Raw genomic sequence first — 21165 nt, forward strand, 5'->3', positions numbered from 1 at the left:
GTATGGTGTGGTCCGCGCGGTGAATTCCCGCCGCCGTTGAAGCCAACCGTAACCGAGTTCGCGTGACCGATTTCCCCGTTTTCCACTGGGCCGACGCCGACGGCGCCGATCATGCCGTGCGCTGGCGCTCCGAAGCCGGCGTGCAACCGCCGAAGCGTGCGGTGCCCGCCGACGACCGCCTCACGGCCGACGTGGCCTACCGCCTTGCATGCGAGGGCACCGCGCTCGTCTGGCAGGGCGATTTCCAGAATGCGCGCCAGCTCGTGCAGGCGATGGCGCGCCGTGTCGAACGCAAGCCGAAGAAGGCGAAAACCGCGGCCGGCGTCGATGCATTCAACCTGCATCGCCTCGCGCAGTCGCAGCGCGCCCGTACGCTCGGCATGCTGCTGATCCCGCTCGACGCCGATTACACGATCCCGCTGCGCCGCGCGCCCGACGTGCGCGCCGCCTGCGAGGAAGCGTACGGGCCCGGCGGCGCGCCGTCGGTCGTGTCGCTGCGCGAACTGCTCGGCCTCGTCGGCGCGCATGAGTGGCGCAAGAAGGGGGTGCCGATCCCGGCGCTCGGCGGTGCACCGATTCACCCGCACTACGGCGTGTTCTCGCCGGTGCGCGGCGAATACGTCGAGCTCGTGGCGCGTGCCCCGCTGCCGGCGACGTCGCTCGCGTTCGACATCGGTACCGGCACGGGCGTGCTGGCGGCCGTGCTCGCATCGCGCGGCGTCGCGCGCATCGTCGCAACCGACCAGGATCCGCGCGCGCTGGCCTGCGCGCGCGAGAACGTCGCGCGGCTCGGTCATGCCGGCCAGGTCGACGTCGTCGAGGCCGATCTCTTTCCGGCCGGCCGTGCGCCGCTCGTGGTCTGCAACCCGCCTTGGGTGCCGGCCCGGCCGAGCGCGCCGATCGAATACGCGGTCTACGACCCCGACAGCCGCATGCTGCGCGGCTTCCTCGCGGGGCTCGCCGCGCACCTCGAGCCGGGCGGCGAAGGCTGGCTGATCCTGTCCGATTTCGCCGAACATCTCGGCCTGCGGCCGCGCGACACGCTGCTGCAATGGATCGACGAAGCGGGCCTCGTCGTGCTCGGCCGCGACGACATCCGTCCCGCGCACCCGAAATCGACGGACGCCGACGATCCGCTGCACGCGGCGCGCCAGGCCGAGGTCACGTCGCTGTGGCGGCTCGGCGCGCGAGTCCGAGCCTGACCGCGCATTTTCGGTAAACTGTCGCCATTCCTCACGAATTCCCGCCGCCGGGCCGTGGTCGACCGACCGTGGCCCGGCGCCGCATCACGATGTCGAACCAGACCCACGAAATCCGCCCGGAGCAGTCCGTCGAACTGCTGAAGGAACTGCACATCCTGACCCGCGACGGCAAGCTGAACCAGGACAGCCGCCGCAAGCTGAAGCAGGTCTATCACCTGTTCCAGTTCATCGAGCCGCTGCTCGCCGGCGTGCAGGCCGAAAAAAGCAACGTGACGCTCGTCGATCACGGTGCCGGCAAGTCGTATCTCGGCTTCATCCTGTACGACCTGTTCTTCAAGCAGCAGCCGGGGCACGGCACGCCGGCGTTCGCGTCGCACGTGTACGGGATCGAGACGCGCGAGGCGCTCGTCACGCGCTCGATCGAGCTGGCCGCGCGGCTCGGGTTCGACGGCATGTCGTTCCTGAACCTGTCGGTCGCCGATTCGATCACGTCGCCGCAGCTACCCGAAACCGTCGATGTCGTCACCGCGCTGCATGCCTGCGACACGGCGACCGACGACGCGATCCGCTTCGCGCTCGCGAAGCGCGCGCAGCACATCGTGCTGGTGCCGTGCTGCCAGGCGGAAGTCGCAGGCGTGCTGCGCAAGAACAAGGGCAAGTCGCTCGCGAATGCGCTGACCGAGGTGTGGCGGCATCCGCTGCATACGCGCGAATTCGGCAGCCAGATCACCAACGTGCTGCGCTGCCTGCAGCTCGAAGCGCACGGCTACCAGGTCAGCGTGACCGAACTGGTCGGCTGGGAGCATTCGATGAAGAACGAGCTGATCGTCGCGCAGTACAAGAACCTGCCGCGCCGGCGGCCCGGCGAGCGGTTGAACGAGATCCTCGGGATGTTCGGCCTCGCCGAACTGAACGAGCGCTTCTTCGTGGCGCAAGCCGCGGCAGCGGGCGGCGACGCCGTCGAGCCGGCCGAAGGCTGACGCGCAGCCCGCGCGCCCGCGCAGCGCGTCAGACGTCGTCGCCCGGCCGGCGCATCCATTCGCGCCAGCCGTCGTGGCCGAGGCGGCGCAGTGTTTCCTGATTCTTTTCGTAGATCGCGGACGCGTCCGGGAACGCGTCGACCGCGCGCGCGATGCTGTCTTCGCGCAGCAGGTGCAGGATCGGGTACGGCGCGCGGTTCGTGTAGTTCTCGATGTCGTCGGGCCCGGTGCCTTCGAACCGGTATTGCGGATGGAAGCTCGCGATCTGCAGCACGCCGTCGAGCCGCAGTTGCTGCACGAGCCGCTCGGCAAAGAACAGCGCATCGTTGTAGTCGACGAAATCGGCGAACGCATGCGGGAAGATCACGAGCGTCGTGTCGACCTGCTGCGGGTCCGCTGCGTCGAGCGCGCGTAGCTCGGTTTCGAGTTCGGCGAGTGCGTCTTCCAGCGTCGTCGCTTCGCTGATCGCGTAGCGCACCTGTTCCTTCACATAGACGCTTTTCGCGAACGGGCACAGATTGAGCCCGATCACCGCGCGCGCGAGCCAGTGCCGCGTGGCGGCGAGGATGTCGTCGTGCGATTCGGGGCGGGTATCGGTCATGGTGAAACCAGTCGGGCGGAGGAGCGGCGAGGGCCGCATTGTAGCGGGCCCGCCGCGCTCGGGCGCATGCGCCCGGTCAAGCGCACGCGGCTTCGATCAACTGCGTGACGAGCGCCGGCGCGGTGCCGATCGGCGTTTCGCCGTGCCGGTAGGTCTGGCTCGCCGCGTAGATACCTTCGACCACCAGCGCGAGCGCGTCGGCCAGCGCCTTCGGTTGCCGCGCGCCGGCGCCCTCGCATAGCGCGACGAGCCGCTTCATCAGCTGTTCCTTGTTCTGCGCGACGCGCTCGCGCGCCGGGTGCGACGCGTCCGGAAATTCGGCGGCGACGTTGACGAATGGGCAGCCGCGATAGTCCTTCTGCGTCGCGCGCTCGGCAAGGTCGACGAAATACTGGATCAACTGCGCCTTCGGCTGGCCCGGATGTTTCGCGGTGCTCGTGTCGAGGCGCTCGAAGAAACACGCATCCATCCGCTCCAGATACGCGAGGATCAGCTCGTCCTTCGACGAAAACTGGCGGTACAGGCTCATCTTGTTGACGCCCGCGCGCTCCACGACGGCCTCGACGCCGACCGTGCGAACCCCTTCCTTGTAAAACAGCTCCTCGGCGGCGCGCAGCAGGTGCTCCTGCGCGGTGGCGCCGTCCATCGGCCGGCGCGTGCGGCGCGCCAGCGGTTTGGCGATCTCGATGCCCGACATGATGACCCTCGGCTGCATAGTGAATTGCTTGACATGTTACCGACTGGTAACTACGATCGCAACACACTTGTGACCGGTCGGTAACAATCGCGGCCGGATCAACAGACAAATGCCAAGCGTCGGCCCGGGTCAGCCGATGTTGAAATGTGCGGCGGAGGTGGCCTGGTTGGGGCGGAGCGGGCGCGATGGCGCCGGAACCGCCAACTGGAGAACGCGAAGATGAACTGGGCAGTGACACGAATCGGCGGGCGCTTCCATTACGGATGGCTCGCGGCGGCGGTGGTATTCCTGATCTTGCTGGCGGCAGCCGGCACGCGCGCGACGCCGAGCGTGCTGATGGTGCCGCTCGAGCGCGAGCTCGGCTGGAGCCGGGCGGCGATTTCGCTGGCGATTTCGGTGAACATCGCGCTGTATGGCCTGACGGGCCCGTTCGCGGCCGCCGCGATGCAGCGCTTCGGGCTGCGTCCGACGATCCTCACCGCGCTCGTGACGATGAGCGTGGGTGTCGCGCTGTCGTCGATGATGACGCAGAGCTGGCAGATGGTCGTGATCTGGGGCCTGATGGTTGGCTGCTCGACGGGCGTCGTCGCGCTGACGCTGTCCGCGACCTTCGTCACGCGCTGGTTCCATGCGCGGCGCGGCCTCGTGATGGGGATCCTGACCGCGAGCACGGCCACCGGCCAGCTCGTGTTCCTGCCGATGCTCGCGGCGATCGCGCAGCACCACGGCTGGCGGCCGGTCGTGCTGGGCGTCGCGGTGGCGGCTGCGATCGTGATTCCGCTCGTTGCCTTCCTGCTGCCCGAGCGGCCGGCCGACGTGCAACTGCGCCCGTACGGCGAACCGGCCGATGCGCCGGCCGCGCCGGACGCGTCGAAGGAGAACCCGCTCGCGGTTGCGTTCCGCACGCTGCTGATGGCGAGCCGTTCGCGCGATTTCTGGCTGCTGTTCTTCAGCTTCTTCATCTGCGGCGCGAGCACCAACGGGTATGTCGGCACGCACCTGATCGCCATGTGCAGCGACTACGGGATGACCGAGGTGCAGGGCGCATCGCTGCTCGCGGCGATGGGCGTGTTCGACCTGTTCGGCACGACGCTGTCGGGCTGGCTGTCCGACCGCTACGACAACCGCGTGCTGCTGTTCTGGTACTACGGGCTGCGCGGTCTGTCGCTGATCTACCTGCCGCATGCGTTCGGGATCGACTTCTTTGGGCTGCCGCTGTTCGCGATGTTCTACGGGCTCGACTGGATCGCGACCGTGCCGCCCACCGTGCGGCTCGCAACCGACGTGTTCGGCAAGGCCGCGGCGCCGGTCGTGTTCGGCTGGATCGTCGCCGGCCACCAGCTCGGCGCGGCATTCGCGGCGCTCGGCGCAGGGCTGCTGCGTGCGAGCCTCGGCACCTACACGATCGCGTCGATGATCTCGGGCGGACTGTGCATCGTCGGCGCGCTGATCGTGCTGCGGATCAACCGCGGTCCGTCGCGCGCGGCTGCGCAGGCGGCCTGACCACGATGAGCCCGGCCGGCCGCACACGCTGCGGCCGGCCAATGCAGGCACGCAGATTTGCATAGCGCGGGAGGATCGGGCGCGCAGCCGCTCAAGCGGGTATGCTTGCGGTTCGCCGGGCGTTCGCGCCCCTTCATCGATGTCAGCGAGGAACCGCATGTCCGTCAAACCTGCTCCCACCACTGTTTCGATTCACGATCTGATCGCAGGCCGCTGGAGCCCGCGCGCCTATTCGGACGAGCCCGTCAGCGCCGGCGATCTGCACGCAGTACTCGAAGCCGCGCGCTGGGCCCCGTCCGCGTATAACGCGCAGCCCTGGCGTTTCGTCGTATTCGATCGCGCGCAGGACGAAGACGCATTCAAGCGCGCGTTCGCGACGCTGGTGCCGTTCAACCAGGGCTGGAATGCGCCGGCGCCCGTGCTGATCGCGGTGACCGCGCACACGCTGACGCCGAAGGGCGAGCCGGCGCCGACCGCGTCGTACGACGCGGGTGCCGCCGCGATGTCGCTGGTGCTGCAGGCGCACGCGCTTGGCCTCGCCGCACACCAGATGAGCGGTTTCGACGCGAAGGCGTTTCGCGACGCGTTCGCGATTCCGGCCGACGTCGCGATCCTGTCGATCATCTCGCTCGGCCACTACGGCAACGTCGACAAGCTCGATCCGGTGCTGCGCGACCGCGAAAAGGCGCCGCGTACGCGCCATGCGATCGGCGAAGTTGTCTATGCGGGCGCGTGGAAGAAGAGCTTCGACGCGGCAGCCTGACCGCGCAAGCGGGCGGGCTGCATCGTGCATCCCGTTCGCATGTGTCCCCGGCGCGCCGCACCGCGCGCCGTCGCCATCGGCGCGCGTCGAGCGGCACCGGTGGCCGGCCCCGGTTGTGATCCCGCGGGCTTCATGTTAAAAAGCCCGTCCTTTCCGTTTTCGCGCCGGCCCTGCTGCGGCAACTTCCCATGACTTACTGCGCGATCGATTTCGGCACGTCCAATTCCGCCGTGGCGCTGCCCGACGGCGACGGCATGCGCCTCGCGCCCGTCGAGGGCGACCACCTGACGCTGCCCACCGCGATCTTCTTCAACAACGACGAAGAGACGGTCGAGTACGGCCGTGCGGCGCTGGCTTCCTATATCGACGGCTTCGACGGCCGGCTGATGCGCTCGATGAAGAGCATCCTCGGCTCGCCGCTCGCGGAGACGACGACCGATCTCGGCGACGGCAGCGCGATCGCGTACACCGAAATCATCGCGCGCTTCCTGACGCACCTGAAGCGCAAGGCCGAAGCGCGCGCGGGCGCGCCGATCGGCCGTGCAGTGCTCGGCCGGCCCGTGTTCTTCGTCGACGACGATCCGCGCGCCGACCGCCTCGCGCAGGATCAGCTCGAGGCGGCCGCGCAATCGGTCGGCTTCGCGGACGTGCACTTCCAGTACGAACCGATTGCCGCCGCATTCGACTACGAATCGCGCCAGCAGGCCGAGCGCCTCGTGCTGGTCGCCGACATCGGCGGCGGCACGTCCGACTTCTCGCTGGTGCGCGTCGGGCCCGACCGGATGGCGCGGCTCGAGCGCAAGGACGACGTGCTGGCACACCACGGCGTGCACGTCGCGGGCACCGACTACGACCGGCGTGTCGAACTGGCGGCGATCCTGCCCGTATTCGGCTACCGTTCGCTCGATCCGGAAGGGCGCGAGTTGCCGAACAAGATCTACTTCGATCTCGCGACCTGGCACCTGATCAACACGGTCTATACGCCGAAGCGGGCCGGCGAGCTGACGCTGATGAAGCACCTGTACCAGGACGTGCGGCAGTACGACCGGCTCACGAGCGTGGTCGAGCAGCGGCTCGGGCACGCGCTGATGGCGCGCGCGGAAGAAGCGAAGATCGGTGTTGCGGCGGGCGGGGAGACGATGATCAACCTGAACGACGTGGAAGAAGATCTGCTGATCGCATTCGACTCGGACCGTCTCGTCGATGCGAGCCGCGACGACACCTCACGCATCGTCGACGCCGCGCGCGAGACGGTGCGGCTCGCGGGCGTTGCGCCGCGCGACGTCGGCGCGCTGTATTTCACCGGCGGTTCGACCGGGCTCGCGTTCCTGTCGGGCGCGCTCGCCGGCGCATTCCCGGATGCGCAGCCGGTATTCGGCGACCGCCTCGCGAGTGTCGCGACGGGGCTCGGTATTCACGCACTGCGATTGTTCGGCTGAATGGCGGTCGGCGGTATGGCGTAGCCGCCATGCCGCACCGACGCCCGAAAACAAAAAAGCCCCGCCGAAGCGGGGCTTTTTTACACGAATTATCGCGCCAAGCTTAGACCGGACGGATGTTCGCAGCTTGCAGACCCTTCGGGCCCGTCTTCACTTCGAATTCAACCTTCTGGTTTTCTTGCAGCGTCTTGAAGCCTTCGACGCGGATTTCCGAGAAGTGCGCGAACAGATCGTCGCCGCCGCCTTCCGGGGTGATGAAGCCGAAGCCCTTTGCGTCATTGAACCACTTGACGGTACCGGTTGCCATGTTACTTGTTCCTAAAAAGATAAAACGGGGCCGAGGCCCATGGGGTGCGGAAAATCAAGGAAGGGGTAATAGGACCAACCGGAGTACCGTTGATGGGCGAACTACGAAAGAACCAATTCACTCGCCACTTGAAATCCTGCGAAGTCCTTTATACGGCCAATCGCGTTCATGGTCAACCGTATTCCCATACTCTCAGGGTTATTGCGGAGATCGGGTTTACAAAGCTTGCAAGCGATGCGAATTTTTTGTAGGGGCCGAACGATTTTGGCGGCACGTTTGAGGTGCAACCGTTAAACTACGCGCCGCGTGGACGGGTTGCCCTGATCGGGTGACGCGTCCCCCCAAGAATGCGTGCGCGGTGCTGTCCGAGCCGATCCCGGACCGCAGGCCGACCATGCTTTTTGAGACACAGGAGAGGATGTGAAGAGTTCTATTCAACGGAACATCGGCCCGTTTGCATTGATGCTGACGGGACTGGGTTCGATTATCGGCTCGGGCTGGCTGTTCGGCGCCTGGAAAGCCGCGAAGATCGCCGGTCCGGCGGCGATCTGTGCATGGATTATCGGCGCGGTCGTGATTCTCGCGATTGCACTGACGTACGCGGAACTGGGCGCGATGTTCCCCGAGTCGGGCGGGATGGTGCGCTATGCGCGCTACTCGCACGGTTCGCTGGTGGGCTTCATCAGCGCATGGGCCAACTGGATTGCGATCGTATCCGTGATCCCGATCGAGGCCGAGGCGTCGATCCAGTACATGAGCACGTGGCCATATCCATGGGCGCATGCGTTGTTCGTGAACGGCGAGTTGACCACACCAGGCCTGTTGCTGTCGGCCGTGCTGGTCGTCATCTACTTCCTGCTGAACTACTGGGGCGTGAAGGCCTTTGCGCGTGCGAACACCGCGATCACGATCTTCAAGTTCCTGATCCCGGGCGCCACGATCCTCGGCCTGATGCTGACGAGCTTCCATTCGGAGAACCTCGGCACCGCATCGAATGCGGCCTTCGCGCCGTACGGCTGGTCGGCGGTGCTGACCGCGGTCGCGACGAGCGGCATCGTGTTCGCGTTCAACGGTTTCCAGAGTCCCGTGAACCTGGCGGGCGAAGCGCGCAATCCGTCGCGCAGCGTGCCGTTCGCGGTGATCACGTCGATCCTGATCGCGCTCGTGATCTACGTGCTGCTGCAGATGGCGTACATCGGCTCGGTGAATCCGGCTGACGTCGCGAAGGGCTGGGCGCACTTCAACTTCTCGTCGCCGTTCGCGGAACTCGCGATCGCGCTGAACCTGAACTGGCTCGCGATCCTGCTGTACGTCGACGCGTTCGTCAGCCCGAGCGGCACCGGCACGACCTACATGGCGACGACCACGCGGATGATCTACGCGATGGAGCGCAACAACACGATGCCGAAGATGTTCGGCAACGTGCACCCGATCTACGGTGTGCCGCGCCAGGCGATGTGGTTCAACCTGCTCGTGTCGTTCATCTTCCTGTTCTTCTTCCGCGGCTGGAGCTCCCTCGCGGCCGTGATCTCGGTCGCAACGGTGATCTCGTACCTGACCGGCCCGATCAGCCTGATGGCGCTGCGCCGCGCGGCGACCGACATCGAGCGTCCGCTGTCGATTCCGCTGATGAAGCTGATCGCACCGTTCGCATTCGTGTGCGCGTCGCTGATCCTGTACTGGGCGAAGTGGCCGCTGACGGGCGAAATCATCCTGCTGATGGTCGTCGCACTGCCGGTGTACTTCTTCTTCCAGGCGAAGTCGGGCTGGAGCGGTTGGGGTGCCGACCTGAAGGCGGCATGGTGGCTGGTTGCGTACCTGCCGACGATGGCCGTGCTGTCGCTGATCGGCAGCAAGGAATTCGGCGGTCACGGCTACCTGCCGTACGGCTGGGACATGCTGGTCGTTGCGGCGATCGCGTTGGTGTTCTACTTCTGGGGCGTGAATACCGGCTACCGGACCAAGTATCTCGACGAGCGCGAGTCGCACGACGAGATCCTCGAAGGGATCGGTGCCTGACGCCTGACCTGTTGCCGGATTCGGCGGCGGCAGGATGCAACAACAAAAAGCCCGCCCGAGCATCGCTCGGGCGGGCTTTTTGCTGGCGTCGACGATTGCGTCGCGGCTCAGGCGTCGGCGCTTGCGAACACGTAGTTCGTCATCGCGAGTACGCGCTGGTAGGTGCCGAGCGACTGGATGCCGAGCTGGTAGTCGTCGTCGGCCGCGCCGAGCGCCGTGAAGACCGGCAGCAAATGCTCGTCGGTCGGATGCATCAGCGCCGCGTGCGGCGCCTGCCGGCGGTAGTCGAGCAGTGCATCGACGTCGCGTGCGGCGAGCTTCGCCTCGAACCAGTCGGTGAATTCCGCGACACGCGGGTCCGCATCCTCGGGTGCGGCGCCGAAATCGGCCGCGCGCAGGTTGTGCGTGATCTGGCCCGAGCCGATCACCATCACGCCTTCGTCACGCAGCGGTCGCAGTGCCCGGCCGAGCGCGAAGTGATGCGCGGAATCCGCGCGCGGCTGGATCGACAGCTGCGCGACCGGCACATCAGCCTCCGGGAACATCAGCAGCATCGGTACCCACGCGCCGTGGTCGAGGCCGCGCTCCGTCGTCGCGGTCGCGATGCCGGCCGCGTCCAGCAGCGTGGCCGCGCGCTCGGCGGCATCGGGCGCACCCGGAGCCGGATAGCGGATGTCGTACAGCGCCTGCGGGAAACCGTAGAAATCGTGGATCGTTTCCGGATGCGCGGTGATGCTCGCGACCGGCCGTTGCGTGCCCCAGTGTGCGGACAGCATCAGCACCGCGCGCGGGCGCGGCAATTCGGCGCCGAGGTGCGTGAATGCGCCGGACGGCAGCGTCGGGTCGATCGGCAGCGTCGGGGCGCCGTGGGACAGGTACAGCGAAGGCAAGCGGTTCATGGTGGTGGCCTGCGAAAAGGGTTTGCCTGTGACTATAGGCGCGCACCGTACATTGATAAATCGGTATCCATGAATTTGATTGGTGCCTGTTTGTTGATAATCGACGCAATGCAATGCCTGTCGGCGCGGGTGGCCGTCAGTGTGCTGGAAATCGAGTGAATTGCCGTTTGAATCGGCGAAGATGCGCGAAGAAGGGGGGCTGACGCCGCTTACTGCGCGTGCCGGATACCGGCCCACGGTGTCGTCTGCGGGGCGCTGAGCGCGAACAGGTCGAGCACGCGCGTGACGGTCTGGTCGACGAGTTCCTCGATCGTCTTCGGCATCGCGTAGAACGCGGGCAGCGGCGGAAAGACGATGCCGCCCATTTCGGTGACGGCGGTCATGTTGCGCAGATGCGCGAGGTTGAACGGCGTTTCGCGCACCATGAGCACGAGACGGCGGCGTTCCTTCAGCGTGACGTCGGCTGCGCGCGTGATCAGGTTGTCGGACAGCCCGTGCGCGACGCTCGCGAGCGTCTTCATCGAGCAGGGTGCGATCACCATCCCGTCGGTCGCGAACGAGCCCGACGCGATCGTCGCGCCGACGTCGCGCACCGAGTGCACGACGTCCGCGCGGCTTTCGACATCGGCTTTCGGCAGCTTCAGTTCATGCTGGATGTTGAGCCAGCCGGCGTTCGAAATCAGCAGATGCGTCTCGACGCCGCCAGCGGCGCGCAGCAGGTCGAGCAGCCGCACGCCGTAGATCGCGCCGGTGGCGCCGGTGATCGCGACGATCAGCCGGCGTGGCGGCGCGCTGGGAGATGCCATCGACAGGGGAGCGTTACGCGGCGGCGAACAGTTGCTGCAGTTCGCCCGACTGGTACATCTCCATCATGATGTCCGAGCCGCCGACGAATTCGCCCTTCACGTAGAGCTGCGGGATGGTCGGCCAGTTCGAGAATTCCTTGATGCCCTGGCGGATTTCGTCGTCCTCGAGCACGTTGACCGTCTTGAACTGGTCGACGCCGCAGGCTTTCAGCACCTGCACGGCGCGGCCCGAGAAGCCGCACATCGGGAATTGCGCGTTGCCCTTCATGAAGAGCACGACCTGGTTTTCGTCGACGATTTGCTTGATACGTTGTTGGGTGTCCATGACTGACCTTGCGTTTGCGGGGCGTTAGATCGAAATGATAGCGGATTTCAACCGGGCGGGCCGGGCATCAGCCCGGCAGGCGGCCGCCGGTCGTGCGTTCGATGGCGGCGAGATCGGCGAGCGATTCGACCGCGACGAAGCCGTGCGACGCGAGGATCGCACGGACGGCTTCGGCCTGATCGTAGCCGTGCTCGATCCAGAGCGTGCCGCCCGGTTTCAGACAGGTGCCGGCGCCCGCGACGATCGTGCGGATCGCGCTGAGGCCGTCGGCATCGTCGGTGAGCGCGCCGCGCGGCTCGAAACGCAGGTCGCCCTGCGCGAGGTGCGGATCGTGCTGCGCAATGTACGGCGGGTTGCTGACGATCGTGTCGAACACGAGCGCCGGATCGAGCGCCGCGTACCAGTCGCTTTGCAGCCACTGCAGCGGGCCGCCGGGGCGACGTGCGTCGAGCAGCTTGTCCGCGTTGCGTTGCGCGACGGCGAGCGCGGCCGGCGAACGGTCGAGCGCCCACACCCGCGCATCGGGACGCTCGGCCGCGATCGACACGGCGATCGCGCCGCTGCCGGTGCCGAGATCGAGCACGGCCGGATGCGGCAGTCCGTCGATCGCATCGAGCGCGGCTTCGACGAGCAGTTCGGTTTCGGGGCGCGGGATCAGCACGTCGGCGGTCACGTCGAACGGGCGGCCGAAGAACTCGCGCATCCCGACCAGCTGTGCGACGGGCTCGCCGGCGACACGGCGCGCTTCGAGCGCGCGGTAGCGCTCGACCGCGGCCGCATCAAGCGGTGCGTCGCCGCGCGTGATCAACTGCGTGCGGGTCCAGCCGAGCGCATGCGCGAGCAGCACGCGCGCATCGACCGCGTCGAGCGGCGACGCGCGCAGCAGGTCGTCGGCGGTGGTGTCGGACATCGCGGCCTCAGTCGGCTTCGCCGAGCGACGCAAGCAGCTCGGCTTGGTGCTCGGTGACGAGCACGCCGATCAGTTCGTCGAGATCGCCGTCCATGATCGCCTCGAGCCGGTACAGCGTCAGGTTGATCCGGTGGTCGGTCATCCGGCCTTGCGGGAAGTTGTACGTGCGGATCCGTTCCGAACGGTCGCCGGAGCCGATCAGGCTCTTGCGCGTCGCGGCTTCCTTCGCATGCTGTTCGTGATACTGCTTGTCCTTGATGCGCGCGGCGAGCACCTTCAGCGCGCGATCCTTGTTCTTGTGCTGCGAGCGGTCGTCCTGGCATTCGACGACGATCCCGGTCGGGATGTGCGTGACGCGCACCGCCGAATCGGTCTTGTTGATGTGCTGGCCGCCCGCGCCGGATGCGCGGAACGTGTCGATGCGCAGATCGGCCGGATTGATCTCGACTTCGCCGATTTCGTCGGCTTCCGGCATCACCGCGACCGTGCACGCGGACGTATGGATGCGCCCTTGCGTCTCGGTGGCCGGCACGCGCTGCACGCGATGGCCGCCCGATTCGAACTTCAGGCGCGAGTACGCGCCCTGGCCCGCGATCCGCACGATCACTTCCTTGTAGCCGCCGAGATCCGACGCGCTCTCCGACATCATTTCGACCTGCCAGCGCTGGCGTTCCGCGAAGCGCAGGTACATGCGCAACAGGTCGCCCGCGAACAGCGCCGATTCGTCGCCGCCGGTGCCCGCGCGGATTTCGAGGAAGATGTTGCGGTCGTCGTTGGGATCCTTCGGCAGCAGCATTTTCTGCAGCTCGGTCTCGAGGCGCGCCATGCCGTCGCGCGCACTGCGGATCTCGTCTTCCGCGAAGTCGCGCATCGACGGATCGGAGAGCAGCTCCTGTGCGGCCGTCTCGTCGCTGCGCGACTGGCGCCACAGCGCGTACTGCTCGACGACCGGGCCGAGTTCCGCATGTTCACGCGTCAGCTTGCGGTATTGGTCGAGGTCGGCCGTGACGTTTTCGCGGCTCAGCAGATCGTTCAGTTCGGCCAGCCGTGTGGACAGCTGGTCGAGCTTGCGTTGCATGCTCGTCTTCATGGTGTGGAGCGGCGCTCCCGGGCAAAGGGGTATTCGGAAAGGATAGGCCGGCTCGCGGCCGGCGGCAGGGCGACCGGGCGGCGCTAGTGGCCGGACTGGTCGTTCGAGCGCGGCGCGTGTTGGTAGAAGCCGCGCATCAGGTCGATCAGCGAATCGCGATCGGCGCCGTTCACGCGGTTGAGCGCGCTCGTCGGGCCGTGGATCAGCTTGTTGGTCAGCGCCTGCGACAGGGCTTCGAGTACGGCAGCCGGATCATCACCGCGTGCGAGCAGTTTCTGCGCCTTGTCGACTTCGGCCCGGCGCAGCGCATCGGCCTGCGTATGCATGTGACGGATCACGGGCACGACGCTGCGCGTGTCGAGCCATTGCATGAAATTCTGCACGCGCGTCTCGATGATCGCTTCGGCCTGTGCAACCGCGGCCTGGCGCGACGCGTTGCCTTCGCGCACGATCGCGCCGAGATCGTCGACGGTGTAAAGGAACACGTCCTTCAGCTTGCCGACTTCGGGCTCGATGTCGCGTGGCACCGCGAGGTCGACCATGAAGATCGGCCGGTGGCGGCGCGCCTTCACCGCGCGCTCGACCGCGCCGAGGCCGATGATCGGCAGCGTCGACGCGGTGCACGACACGATGATGTCGAATTCGTGCATGCGGGTGGGCAGGTCCGCCAGCGGCATCGCGCGGCCGTTGAAGCGTTCGGCGAGCCGCTGGCCGCGTTCGGCCGTGCGGTTCGCGACGACGAGCTCACGCGGGCTTTGCGCGGCGAAGTGCGTCGCGCACAGCTCGATCATTTCGCCGGCGCCGATGAACAGCACGCGCTGATCGGACACCTTTTCGAAGATCCGCTGCGCGAGGCGAACTGCAGCGGCGGCCATCGACACCGACTGCGTGCCGATTTCGGTCGTGCCGCGGACTTCCTTCGCCACTGCGAACGTGCGCTGGAACAGCTGGTTCAGATAGGTGCCGAGCGCGCCGGCTTCCGTCGCGGTGCGGACGGCATCCTTCATCTGGCCCAGAATCTGCGTTTCGCCGAGCACCATCGAATCGAGGCCGGATGCGACGCGGAACGCGTGCCGGACCGCTTCCGACTGCGGCAGCGCATAGACGTGCGGCGCGAGCTCGTCGACCGGAATCCGGTGATATTCCGACAGCCAGCGGACCGCCCCTTCGCGGGCCGCACGGTCGTCGGTCGCGCAATACAGCTCGGTGCGGTTGCAGGTGGAGAGGATCGCCGCTTCAGGCGTATTGGGTGCCTGGGGGCCGAGAAACACGTTCTTGAACGTGACGAGAGCCGGCTTGATTTGCTCGAGCGGAAACGCCACGCGTTCGCGCAGGGCGACAGGCGCAGTGTGGTGGTTGATTCCGATCGTGAGGAGTTGCATATCGAGGGCTATCGTTTAGCCCCATATTATAGCGTTTCAGCGATTTCCTCACTCGACGCATACCGGGCATCGGCGTGGCGGGGCCGCGAATTTGGGGGTTCGATCGGCACGCGGTCGAGCTGATAACCGAAGCCGTAGATCGGCAGCAGCCGGTAGCCGCGCTCGGGAAGCAGCTGCAATTTGCTGCGCAGCCGCGACGCGTGCGTGTCGAGCGTGCGCGACTTCATGTCGCGGCGGCGTGCCCACACCGTTTCGAGGATATGGGCGCGGGATATGGGGCGCGACAGGTTCGCGAACAGCAACTGCGCGAAGCGGAACTCCTTCGGCGTGAGTGAAACGATTGCGTCGCCGAAGCGCACGAGGCAATGTGTGGCATCGAATGCGTATTCTCCATACGTTTCGCGCGAGCGGGTCGGCGGCCGGCGTACGCCGGCGCGCCGGCTCAGCGCGTTGACGCGCGCGAGCAGCTCGGGCCCGCTCACGGGGCGCACCAGGCAATCGTCGGCGCCCGCGTGCAGGCACGAGACGATTTCGCTCTCTCGCGGCGATTGCATCACGGCGATGGCCGGCAGTCCGGGCAGGACTGCCTGTGCGCGCGGAATGACTTCCTGGGCTGGCTGGTCGCCGGCCCAGTGGCCGGTGACCAGCATGTCGCAGGTGTTGTCGGCGGCGAGCCACTCGAAGAATGCGGTGCTGGACGGAAACGCGTGGCACACGTGACCGCCCGCGAAGAGCAGGCGGTTCAGGAGTGCGACATGACGCGATTCCGGATCGATCAGAGCGATTCGCATGAGAATTTCTTCAATACGGCAGCCGGTGTGCGCTTGCCATAACGTCGAGTCGGCCCCTACACTCGAATGTTCGCGGCGCCCGGCTGGTCTCGGGTTCGATGGATGAGTCGATGCTAGCCGCTGGCAACGTTCACGCCTATGGGACGAATCTGAATTTATAGAAGGCGTCGAATGAACTGGTTTGGAATCCTTGTCCTGGGAGCGGCCGTCGGGCTGTTCGGCCGCTGGCTGCATCCGATGCGGCGCACGGGCCGGCCGGCGTGGTGGATCGCGGTGCTCGCCGGCATCGTCGGGGCGGTCGCCGCCCGCATGGCCGGCAATCTCTCTGGACTGTTTTACGATGGCGAGACGCTCGAATGGCCGGTGTGCACCGGCGTCGCGTTCCTCGCCGTAGCCGTGACGGTCGCGCTGTCGGCCCGTCGCTGAATGCCCTCAGGTGAAATCATGAATGCCCGTCTTCCCGAAGTCTCGCCGGTGCCGGCCCGCCTCGCGCTGCTGCGCGACGCCATGGCCCGCGAGGACCTGGCCGCCTATCTCGTGCCGTCCGCCGATCCCCATCTGTCCGAATACCTGCCCGAACGCTGGCAGGCGCGCCGCTGGCTGTCCGGCTTCACGGGCTCGGTCGGCACGCTGGTCGTGACCGCGGATTTCGCGGGGCTGTGGGTCGACAGCCGCTACTGGGTGCAGGCCGACGCCGAACTGGCCGGCACGGGGGTGCAACTGATGAAGATGACGGGCGGGCAGCAGAGCGCGCCCCACGTCGACTGGCTCGCGCAGAACGTGGCCGCGGGTGCGACGGTCGGCGTCGACGGCGCTGTGCTCGGCGTCGCGGCCGCGCGCGGGCTGACGGCCGCGCTGAGCGCGCGCGGCATCGCGCTGCGGACCGATCTCGACCTGCTCGATGCGATCTGGCCCGAGCGGCCGGGGCTGCCCGGCGACGCGGTGTTCGAGCACGTCGCGCCGCAGGCCGACACGACGCGGGCGAGCAAGCTGGCCGATGTGCGCCGCGCGATGCACGCGCAGGGCGCGCAATGGCATTTCGTGTCGACGCTCGACGATCTCGCGTGGCTGTTCAACCTGCGCGGCGCCGACGTCAACTTCAATCCCGTATTCGTTGCGCACGCAATGATCGGTGCCGATCGCGCGACGCTGTTCGTCGCCGATGGCAAGGTGCCGCCGGCGCTGGCCGCGTCGCTTGCCCAGGACGGCGTCGACGTTCGCGCATACGACGCCGCGCGCGCGTCGCTCGCGGCGCTGCCCGACGGCGCGACGCTGCTGATCGATCCGCGCCGCGTGACGTTCGGCACGCTCGAGGCCGTGCCGGCCGGCGTGAAGCTCGTCGAGGCCGTGAATCCGTCGACGTTCGCGAAGTCGCGCAAGACATCCGCCGAGATCGAGCACGTGCGCGTGACGATGGAACACGACGGCGCCGCGCTCGCGGAGTTCTTCACGTGGTTCGAGCAGGCCGTGAACCGCGAGACGATCACCGAGCTGACGATCGAGGAGAAACTCACGGCCGCGCGCGCCCGGCGGCCCGGCTATGTGTCGGCGAGCTTCGCGACGATCGCGGGCTTCAACGCGAACGGCGCGATGCCGCACTATCACGCGACGCGCGAGTCGCACGCGACGATTGCCGGCGACGGCCTGCTGCTGATCGATTCGGGCGGCCAGTACGTGACGGGCACGACCGACATCACGCGCGTCGTGCCGGTCGGCACCGTCAGCGACCTGCAGCGGCGCGATTTCACGATCGTGCTGAAGTCGATGATGGCGCTGTCGCGCGCACGCTTCCCGCGCGGCATCCGCTCGCCGATGCTCGACGCGATCGCGCGCGCGCCGATGTGGGCGGCCGGGCTCGACTATGGGCACGGTACCGGGCATGGCGTCGGTTACTTCCTGAACGTGCACGAAGGCCCGCAGGTCATCTCGCACTACGCGCCGGCCGAGCCGTACACGGCGATGGAAGAGGGCATGATCACGTCGATCGAGCCGGGCGTGTACCGCCCGGGCAAGTGGGGCGTCCGGATCGAGAACCTGGTCGTGAACCGCGCGGCCGGGAAGACGGAATTCGGCGATTTCCTCGCGTTCGAGACGCTGACGCTGTGTCCGATCGATACGCGCTGCGTGCTGATCGAGATGCTGCACGACGACGAGCGGGCGTGGCTGAACACGTATCACGCGACGGTGCGCGAGCGCGTCGGCCGCCACCTGAGCGGCGATGCGAAGGCGTGGCTGGACGCGCGCACGCAGCCGATCTGACGGAACATGCGATAACGGCCGGACCACGGCCGGACGACAAAACCGAGGGCAGCCAATGACGGACACCGCAGTGATCGTGATCGACATGCAGCGCGGGCTGGTGGAGCGGGCGCAGCCCGCCTACCGGCTCGACGACGTCGTGTCGGGCATCAACCGGCTGACGGCGGCAGCGCGCGCGGCGAACGCGCCCGTCTGCTTCGTGCAGCACGACGGCGATGCGGACGACGACATCGTCCCCGGCACGCCGGGCTGGGAGCTGCATGCGGGGCTGGTCGTCGGCACCGACGACTGGCGCGTGCGCAAGCAGATGAGCGATTCGTTCCACGACACGCCGCTCGCGGCGCAGCTCGACCGCCACGGCATCCGTTCGGTGCTGATCTGCGGTTATGCGACCGAGTTCTGCGTCGATTCGGCTGCACGCCGTGCCGCGCTGCTCGGCTACCGGACGACCGTCGTGTCCGACCTGCACACGACGAACGAGCGCGCGCACCTGTCGGCCGCGCAGATCGTCGCGCATCACCACTTCATCTGGAACAACAACTCGCTGTCGGGCAACGCGGTGACGCCGCGTCCGCTCGCGGAAGTACTGACTGTGGAGTTCGCATGACGATCAAGGCTGTGGTGTTCGATTTCGGCGGCGTGCTGATCGACTGGAGCCCCGAGTACCTGTACCGTGAACTGATTCCGGACGACGCCGAGCGTCGCTGGTTCCTCACGCACGTCTGCGCGATGGACTGGGTGATCCGCCAGGACGGCGGGCAGACGATCGAGGAAGGCACGGCCGAGCTCGTCGCGAAGTTTCCGGCGCACGAGGCGCCGATCCGCGCGTTCTATGCACGCTGGCACGAGATGATCGGCGGCGTGCTCGAGGAGGGCGCCGCGCTCGTCGACCGGCTGGAGGCGCAGGGGATGCCGCTGTTCGGTCTGACGAACTGGTCCGCGCAGACGTTCCCGTATGCGTGGGACAACTTCCCGGTGTTGCAGCGCTTCAAGGAGATCGTCGTGTCCGGCCGCGTGAAGCTCGTGAAACCCGATCCCGCGATCTATCACGAGATGCATGCGCGGATCGAACCGCACCTGCCGGGCATCGCGCCGCACGAGCTCGTGTTCATCGACGACAACCCGAAGAACGCGGCAGCCGCGACGGCGCTCGGCTGGCACGGCATACACCACACGAGCGCGGCGTCGACCGAGGCGCGGCTGCGCGAACTGGGCGCGCTCGCGTAAGCGTCGGGCCAGGGCCCGGCAGATAAAAAAAGCGGGCCATTGGCCCGCTTTTTCCTTGTGCCGCTCCGGAAGTGGCCCCTTCGGCATCCGGCCCCGCGTTGCCGCAGTGCCGGGCGCCCGGGCCGCGCCGCTCAGCGGCTGATCGGCTTGTAGCGCAGACGCTTCGGCTTCGCGGCTTCCTCGCCGAGGCGCGCACGCTTGTCGGCCTCGTACTCCTGGTAGTTGCCGTCGAAGAACGTGACCTGCGAATCGCCTTCGAACGCGAGGATGTGCGTCGCGATCCGGTCGAGGAACCAGCGATCGTGCGAGATCACCATCACCGAGCCCGCGAATTCGAGCAGTGCGTCTTCCAGCGCGCGCAGCGTTTCGACGTCGAGGTCGTTCGACGGTTCGTCGAGCAGCAGCACGTTGCCGCCCGAGATCAGCGTCTTCGCGAGGTGCAGACGGCCGCGCTCGCCACCGGACAGGTTGCCGACGATCTTCTGCTGGTCGCCGCCCTTGAAGTTGAAGCGGCCGATATACGCACGCGACGGCGTTTCGTACTTGCCGACCGTCAGCACGTCGGCGCCGCCCGAGATTTCCTCGAACACCGTCTTCGAGCCGTCGAGCGCATCGCGGCTCTGGTCGACGTACGCGAGCTTCACCGTCGGGCCCATCACGACTTCGCCCGAATCCGGTTGCTCCTTGCCCGTGAGCATCCGGAACAGCGTCGACTTGCCGGCGCCGTTCGGGCCGATGATGCCGACGATCGCGCCGGCCGGAATCTTCAGGTTCAGGTTGTCGATCAGCAGGCGATCGCCGAACGCCTTGCTGACGTTCTTGAACTCGATCACTTCATTGCCGAGGCGGTCGCCGACCGGAATGAAGATTTCCTGCGTTTCGTTGCGCTTCTGGTATTCCTGGCTGCTCAGTTCCTCGAAGCGCGCGATACGTGCCTTCGACTTCGCCTGACGGCCCTTCGGGTTCTGGCGCACCCACTCCAGTTCCTTCTTGATGGCCTTCTGGCGTGCCGATTCCGACGCTTCTTCCTGCTTCAGGCGCTCTTCCTTCTGGTCGAGCCAGCTGCTGTAGTTGCCCTTCCACGGAATGCCGTGGCCGCGGTCGAGTTCGAGAATCCACTCGGCGGCGTTGTCGAGGAAGTAGCGATCGTGCGTGACGGCGACGACGGTGCCCGGGAAGCGCACCAGGAACTGCTCGAGCCAGTCGACCGATTCGGCGTCGAGGTGGTTGGTCGGTTCGTCGAGCAGCAGCATGTCCGGCTTTTCGAGCAGCAGCTTGCACAGCGCGACGCGGCGCTTTTCGCCGCCGGACAGGTGTTCGATCTTCGCGTCCCACGCCGGCAGGCGCAGCGCGTCGGCCGCCACTTCGAGCTGCTGCTCGGGGCTGCCGCCGTCGCTCGACGCGAGGATCGCCTCGTACTTCGCCTGTTCGGCCGCGAGCGCGTCGAAGTCGGCGTCCGGCTCCGCGTAGGCCGCGTAGATTTCTTCCAGTTTCTTGTTGGCCTGGAACAGGTCGCCGAGGCCTTCCTCGACGGCTTCGCGCACGGTCTTCGTCGGATCGAGCTGCGGCTCCTGCGGCAGGTAGCCGATGTTCAGGTTCGGCATCGGCGTGGCTTCGCCTTCGATGTCCTTGTCGACGCCCGCCATGATGCGGATCAGCGTCGACTTGCCCGAGCCGTTCAGGCCGAGCACGCCGATCTTCGCGCCGGGAAAGAACGACAGCGAGATGTCCTTCAGGATCTGGCGCTTGGGCGGCACGATCTTGCCGACCCGGTTCATCGTGAAAACGTATTGGGCCATTTCGGTGTGAAAGTCAGAAGTGGTTGAGACGGCCGCGCAGCGCGCGGGCGTGGCGGCGTCGGGGGATTCGGTACGGAGCGTGCCGCGCGGGGCGCGGCGGCGTCGCCGCGTGTCGGCGGCGCGAGCGGGTATTGTACTTCGCCGCAGGCTGCCGCTGGCGCGGCGC

Annotated in this window: 21 protein-coding genes; 10 read left to right on the plus strand and 11 right to left on the minus strand. The window is 67.0% G+C overall.

What is annotated here, in order from left to right:
- The first annotated feature begins 62 nt into the window (after window positions 1–62).
- Both BLA15945_RS26605 and BLA15945_RS26610 read left to right on the plus strand, forming a co-directional pair.
- Window positions 63–1202 carry a methyltransferase gene (locus BLA15945_RS26605; RefSeq protein ID WP_174993779.1) on the plus strand — a complete coding sequence of 380 codons (1140 nt, stop codon included), beginning with the start codon at window positions 63–65 and terminating at the stop codon, window positions 1200–1202.
- Window positions 1203–1291: 89 nt separating this feature from the next.
- Window positions 1292–2182, plus strand: a complete 891-nt coding sequence (locus tag BLA15945_RS26610; protein ID WP_174993780.1) for a class I SAM-dependent methyltransferase — start codon at window positions 1292–1294, stop codon at window positions 2180–2182.
- Between the two features lie 28 nt (window positions 2183–2210).
- Here BLA15945_RS26610 and BLA15945_RS26615 read toward each other — a convergent pair whose 3' ends face one another.
- Together BLA15945_RS26615 and BLA15945_RS26620 are read right to left on the minus strand one after the other, a co-directional pair.
- Window positions 2211–2783 (minus strand): DUF1415 domain-containing protein, encoded by a 573-nt coding sequence (locus BLA15945_RS26615; protein WP_059236425.1) that lies wholly within the window; start codon window positions 2781–2783, stop codon window positions 2211–2213.
- 76 nt (window positions 2784–2859) lie between these two features.
- The gene (locus BLA15945_RS26620) at window positions 2860–3480 is read right to left on the minus strand and encodes a TetR/AcrR family transcriptional regulator (protein ID WP_174993781.1); all 621 of its coding nucleotides are present in this window, start codon (window positions 3478–3480) and stop codon (window positions 2860–2862) included.
- Window positions 3481–3699: 219 nt separating this feature from the next.
- On the opposite strand from BLA15945_RS26620, the gene BLA15945_RS26625 reads away from it, so the two are divergent.
- The 3 genes from BLA15945_RS26625 (at window position 3700) to BLA15945_RS26635 (ending at window position 7185) form a co-directional block, all read left to right on the plus strand.
- Entirely contained in the window at window positions 3700–4983 is a 1284-nt protein-coding gene (locus tag BLA15945_RS26625; RefSeq protein ID WP_174993782.1) for an MFS transporter, read from the plus strand.
- A gap of 157 nt (window positions 4984–5140) precedes the next feature.
- Window positions 5141–5746 carry a nitroreductase family protein gene (locus BLA15945_RS26630; RefSeq protein WP_059236419.1) on the plus strand — a complete coding sequence of 202 codons (606 nt, stop codon included), beginning with the start codon at window positions 5141–5143 and terminating at the stop codon, window positions 5744–5746.
- Window positions 5747–5934: 188 nt separating this feature from the next.
- On the plus strand, window positions 5935–7185 hold the full coding sequence (locus BLA15945_RS26635) for an Hsp70 family protein (protein WP_174993783.1): 1251 nt from the start codon (window positions 5935–5937) through the stop codon (window positions 7183–7185).
- Window positions 7186–7288: 103 nt separating this feature from the next.
- Here BLA15945_RS26635 and BLA15945_RS26640 read toward each other — a convergent pair whose 3' ends face one another.
- Window positions 7289–7492, minus strand: a complete 204-nt coding sequence (locus BLA15945_RS26640; RefSeq protein ID WP_006477070.1) for a cold-shock protein — start codon at window positions 7490–7492, stop codon at window positions 7289–7291.
- A 420-nt stretch (window positions 7493–7912) separates the two neighbouring features.
- On the opposite strand from BLA15945_RS26640, the gene BLA15945_RS26645 reads away from it, so the two are divergent.
- Window positions 7913–9511 carry an APC family permease gene (locus BLA15945_RS26645; RefSeq protein ID WP_059236415.1) on the plus strand — a complete coding sequence of 533 codons (1599 nt, stop codon included), beginning with the start codon at window positions 7913–7915 and terminating at the stop codon, window positions 9509–9511.
- Window positions 9512–9618: 107 nt separating this feature from the next.
- Here BLA15945_RS26645 and BLA15945_RS26650 read toward each other — a convergent pair whose 3' ends face one another.
- From BLA15945_RS26650 to BLA15945_RS26680, 7 genes are all read right to left on the minus strand, one after another.
- A complete protein-coding gene (locus BLA15945_RS26650; RefSeq protein ID WP_174993784.1) occupies window positions 9619–10410 on the minus strand; it encodes a DODA-type extradiol aromatic ring-opening family dioxygenase in 792 nt (263 codons plus the stop codon).
- A gap of 209 nt (window positions 10411–10619) precedes the next feature.
- Window positions 10620–11216 (minus strand): UbiX family flavin prenyltransferase, encoded by a 597-nt coding sequence (locus BLA15945_RS26655; RefSeq protein WP_059236411.1) that lies wholly within the window; start codon window positions 11214–11216, stop codon window positions 10620–10622.
- A 13-nt stretch (window positions 11217–11229) separates the two neighbouring features.
- The gene (grxD, locus tag BLA15945_RS26660; RefSeq protein ID WP_006753626.1) at window positions 11230–11541 is read right to left on the minus strand and encodes a Grx4 family monothiol glutaredoxin; all 312 of its coding nucleotides are present in this window, start codon (window positions 11539–11541) and stop codon (window positions 11230–11232) included.
- 67 nt (window positions 11542–11608) lie between these two features.
- Complete coding sequence (gene prmC, locus BLA15945_RS26665; protein ID WP_174993785.1) at window positions 11609–12451, minus strand: peptide chain release factor N(5)-glutamine methyltransferase; 843 nt, start codon at window positions 12449–12451, stop codon at window positions 11609–11611.
- Between the two features lie 7 nt (window positions 12452–12458).
- Entirely contained in the window at window positions 12459–13541 is a 1083-nt protein-coding gene (gene prfA, locus BLA15945_RS26670; RefSeq protein ID WP_174993786.1) for a peptide chain release factor 1, read from the minus strand.
- 83 nt (window positions 13542–13624) lie between these two features.
- Window positions 13625–14923, minus strand: coding sequence for a glutamyl-tRNA reductase (hemA, locus tag BLA15945_RS26675; RefSeq protein ID WP_059236407.1), 1299 nt, complete (start codon window positions 14921–14923; stop codon window positions 13625–13627).
- Window positions 14924–14949: 26 nt separating this feature from the next.
- Window positions 14950–15714: a response regulator transcription factor gene (locus tag BLA15945_RS26680; RefSeq protein ID WP_059236404.1), complete on the minus strand. Its 765-nt coding sequence runs from the start codon at window positions 15712–15714 to the stop codon at window positions 14950–14952.
- Window positions 15715–15885: 171 nt separating this feature from the next.
- Between BLA15945_RS26680 and BLA15945_RS26685 the strand changes: the two genes are divergently transcribed.
- The 4 genes from BLA15945_RS26685 to BLA15945_RS26700 are packed head-to-tail and all read left to right on the plus strand — an operon-like array spanning window position 15886 to window position 19200.
- The gene (locus BLA15945_RS26685) at window positions 15886–16140 is read left to right on the plus strand and encodes a DUF1129 domain-containing protein (protein ID WP_059236402.1); all 255 of its coding nucleotides are present in this window, start codon (window positions 15886–15888) and stop codon (window positions 16138–16140) included.
- 18 nt (window positions 16141–16158) lie between these two features.
- Window positions 16159–17973, plus strand: coding sequence for an aminopeptidase P family protein (locus tag BLA15945_RS26690; protein WP_059236400.1), 1815 nt, complete (start codon window positions 16159–16161; stop codon window positions 17971–17973).
- Window positions 17974–18028: 55 nt separating this feature from the next.
- Window positions 18029–18580, plus strand: a complete 552-nt coding sequence (locus BLA15945_RS26695; RefSeq protein ID WP_059236399.1) for a cysteine hydrolase family protein — start codon at window positions 18029–18031, stop codon at window positions 18578–18580.
- Window positions 18577–19200 carry an HAD family hydrolase gene (locus BLA15945_RS26700; protein ID WP_059236397.1) on the plus strand — a complete coding sequence of 208 codons (624 nt, stop codon included), beginning with the start codon at window positions 18577–18579 and terminating at the stop codon, window positions 19198–19200. The genes BLA15945_RS26695 and BLA15945_RS26700 overlap by 4 nt, the downstream gene beginning before the upstream one ends.
- Window positions 19201–19331: 131 nt before the next feature.
- Here the strand turns inward: BLA15945_RS26700 and ettA are convergent, their stop codons facing one another.
- Entirely contained in the window at window positions 19332–20999 is a 1668-nt protein-coding gene (gene ettA / locus BLA15945_RS26705; protein ID WP_059236395.1) for an energy-dependent translational throttle protein EttA, read from the minus strand.
- Window positions 21000–21165 lie beyond the last annotated feature (166 nt).

The organism is Burkholderia arboris (assembly GCF_902499125.1).
Classification (GTDB): domain Bacteria; phylum Pseudomonadota; class Gammaproteobacteria; order Burkholderiales; family Burkholderiaceae; genus Burkholderia; species Burkholderia arboris.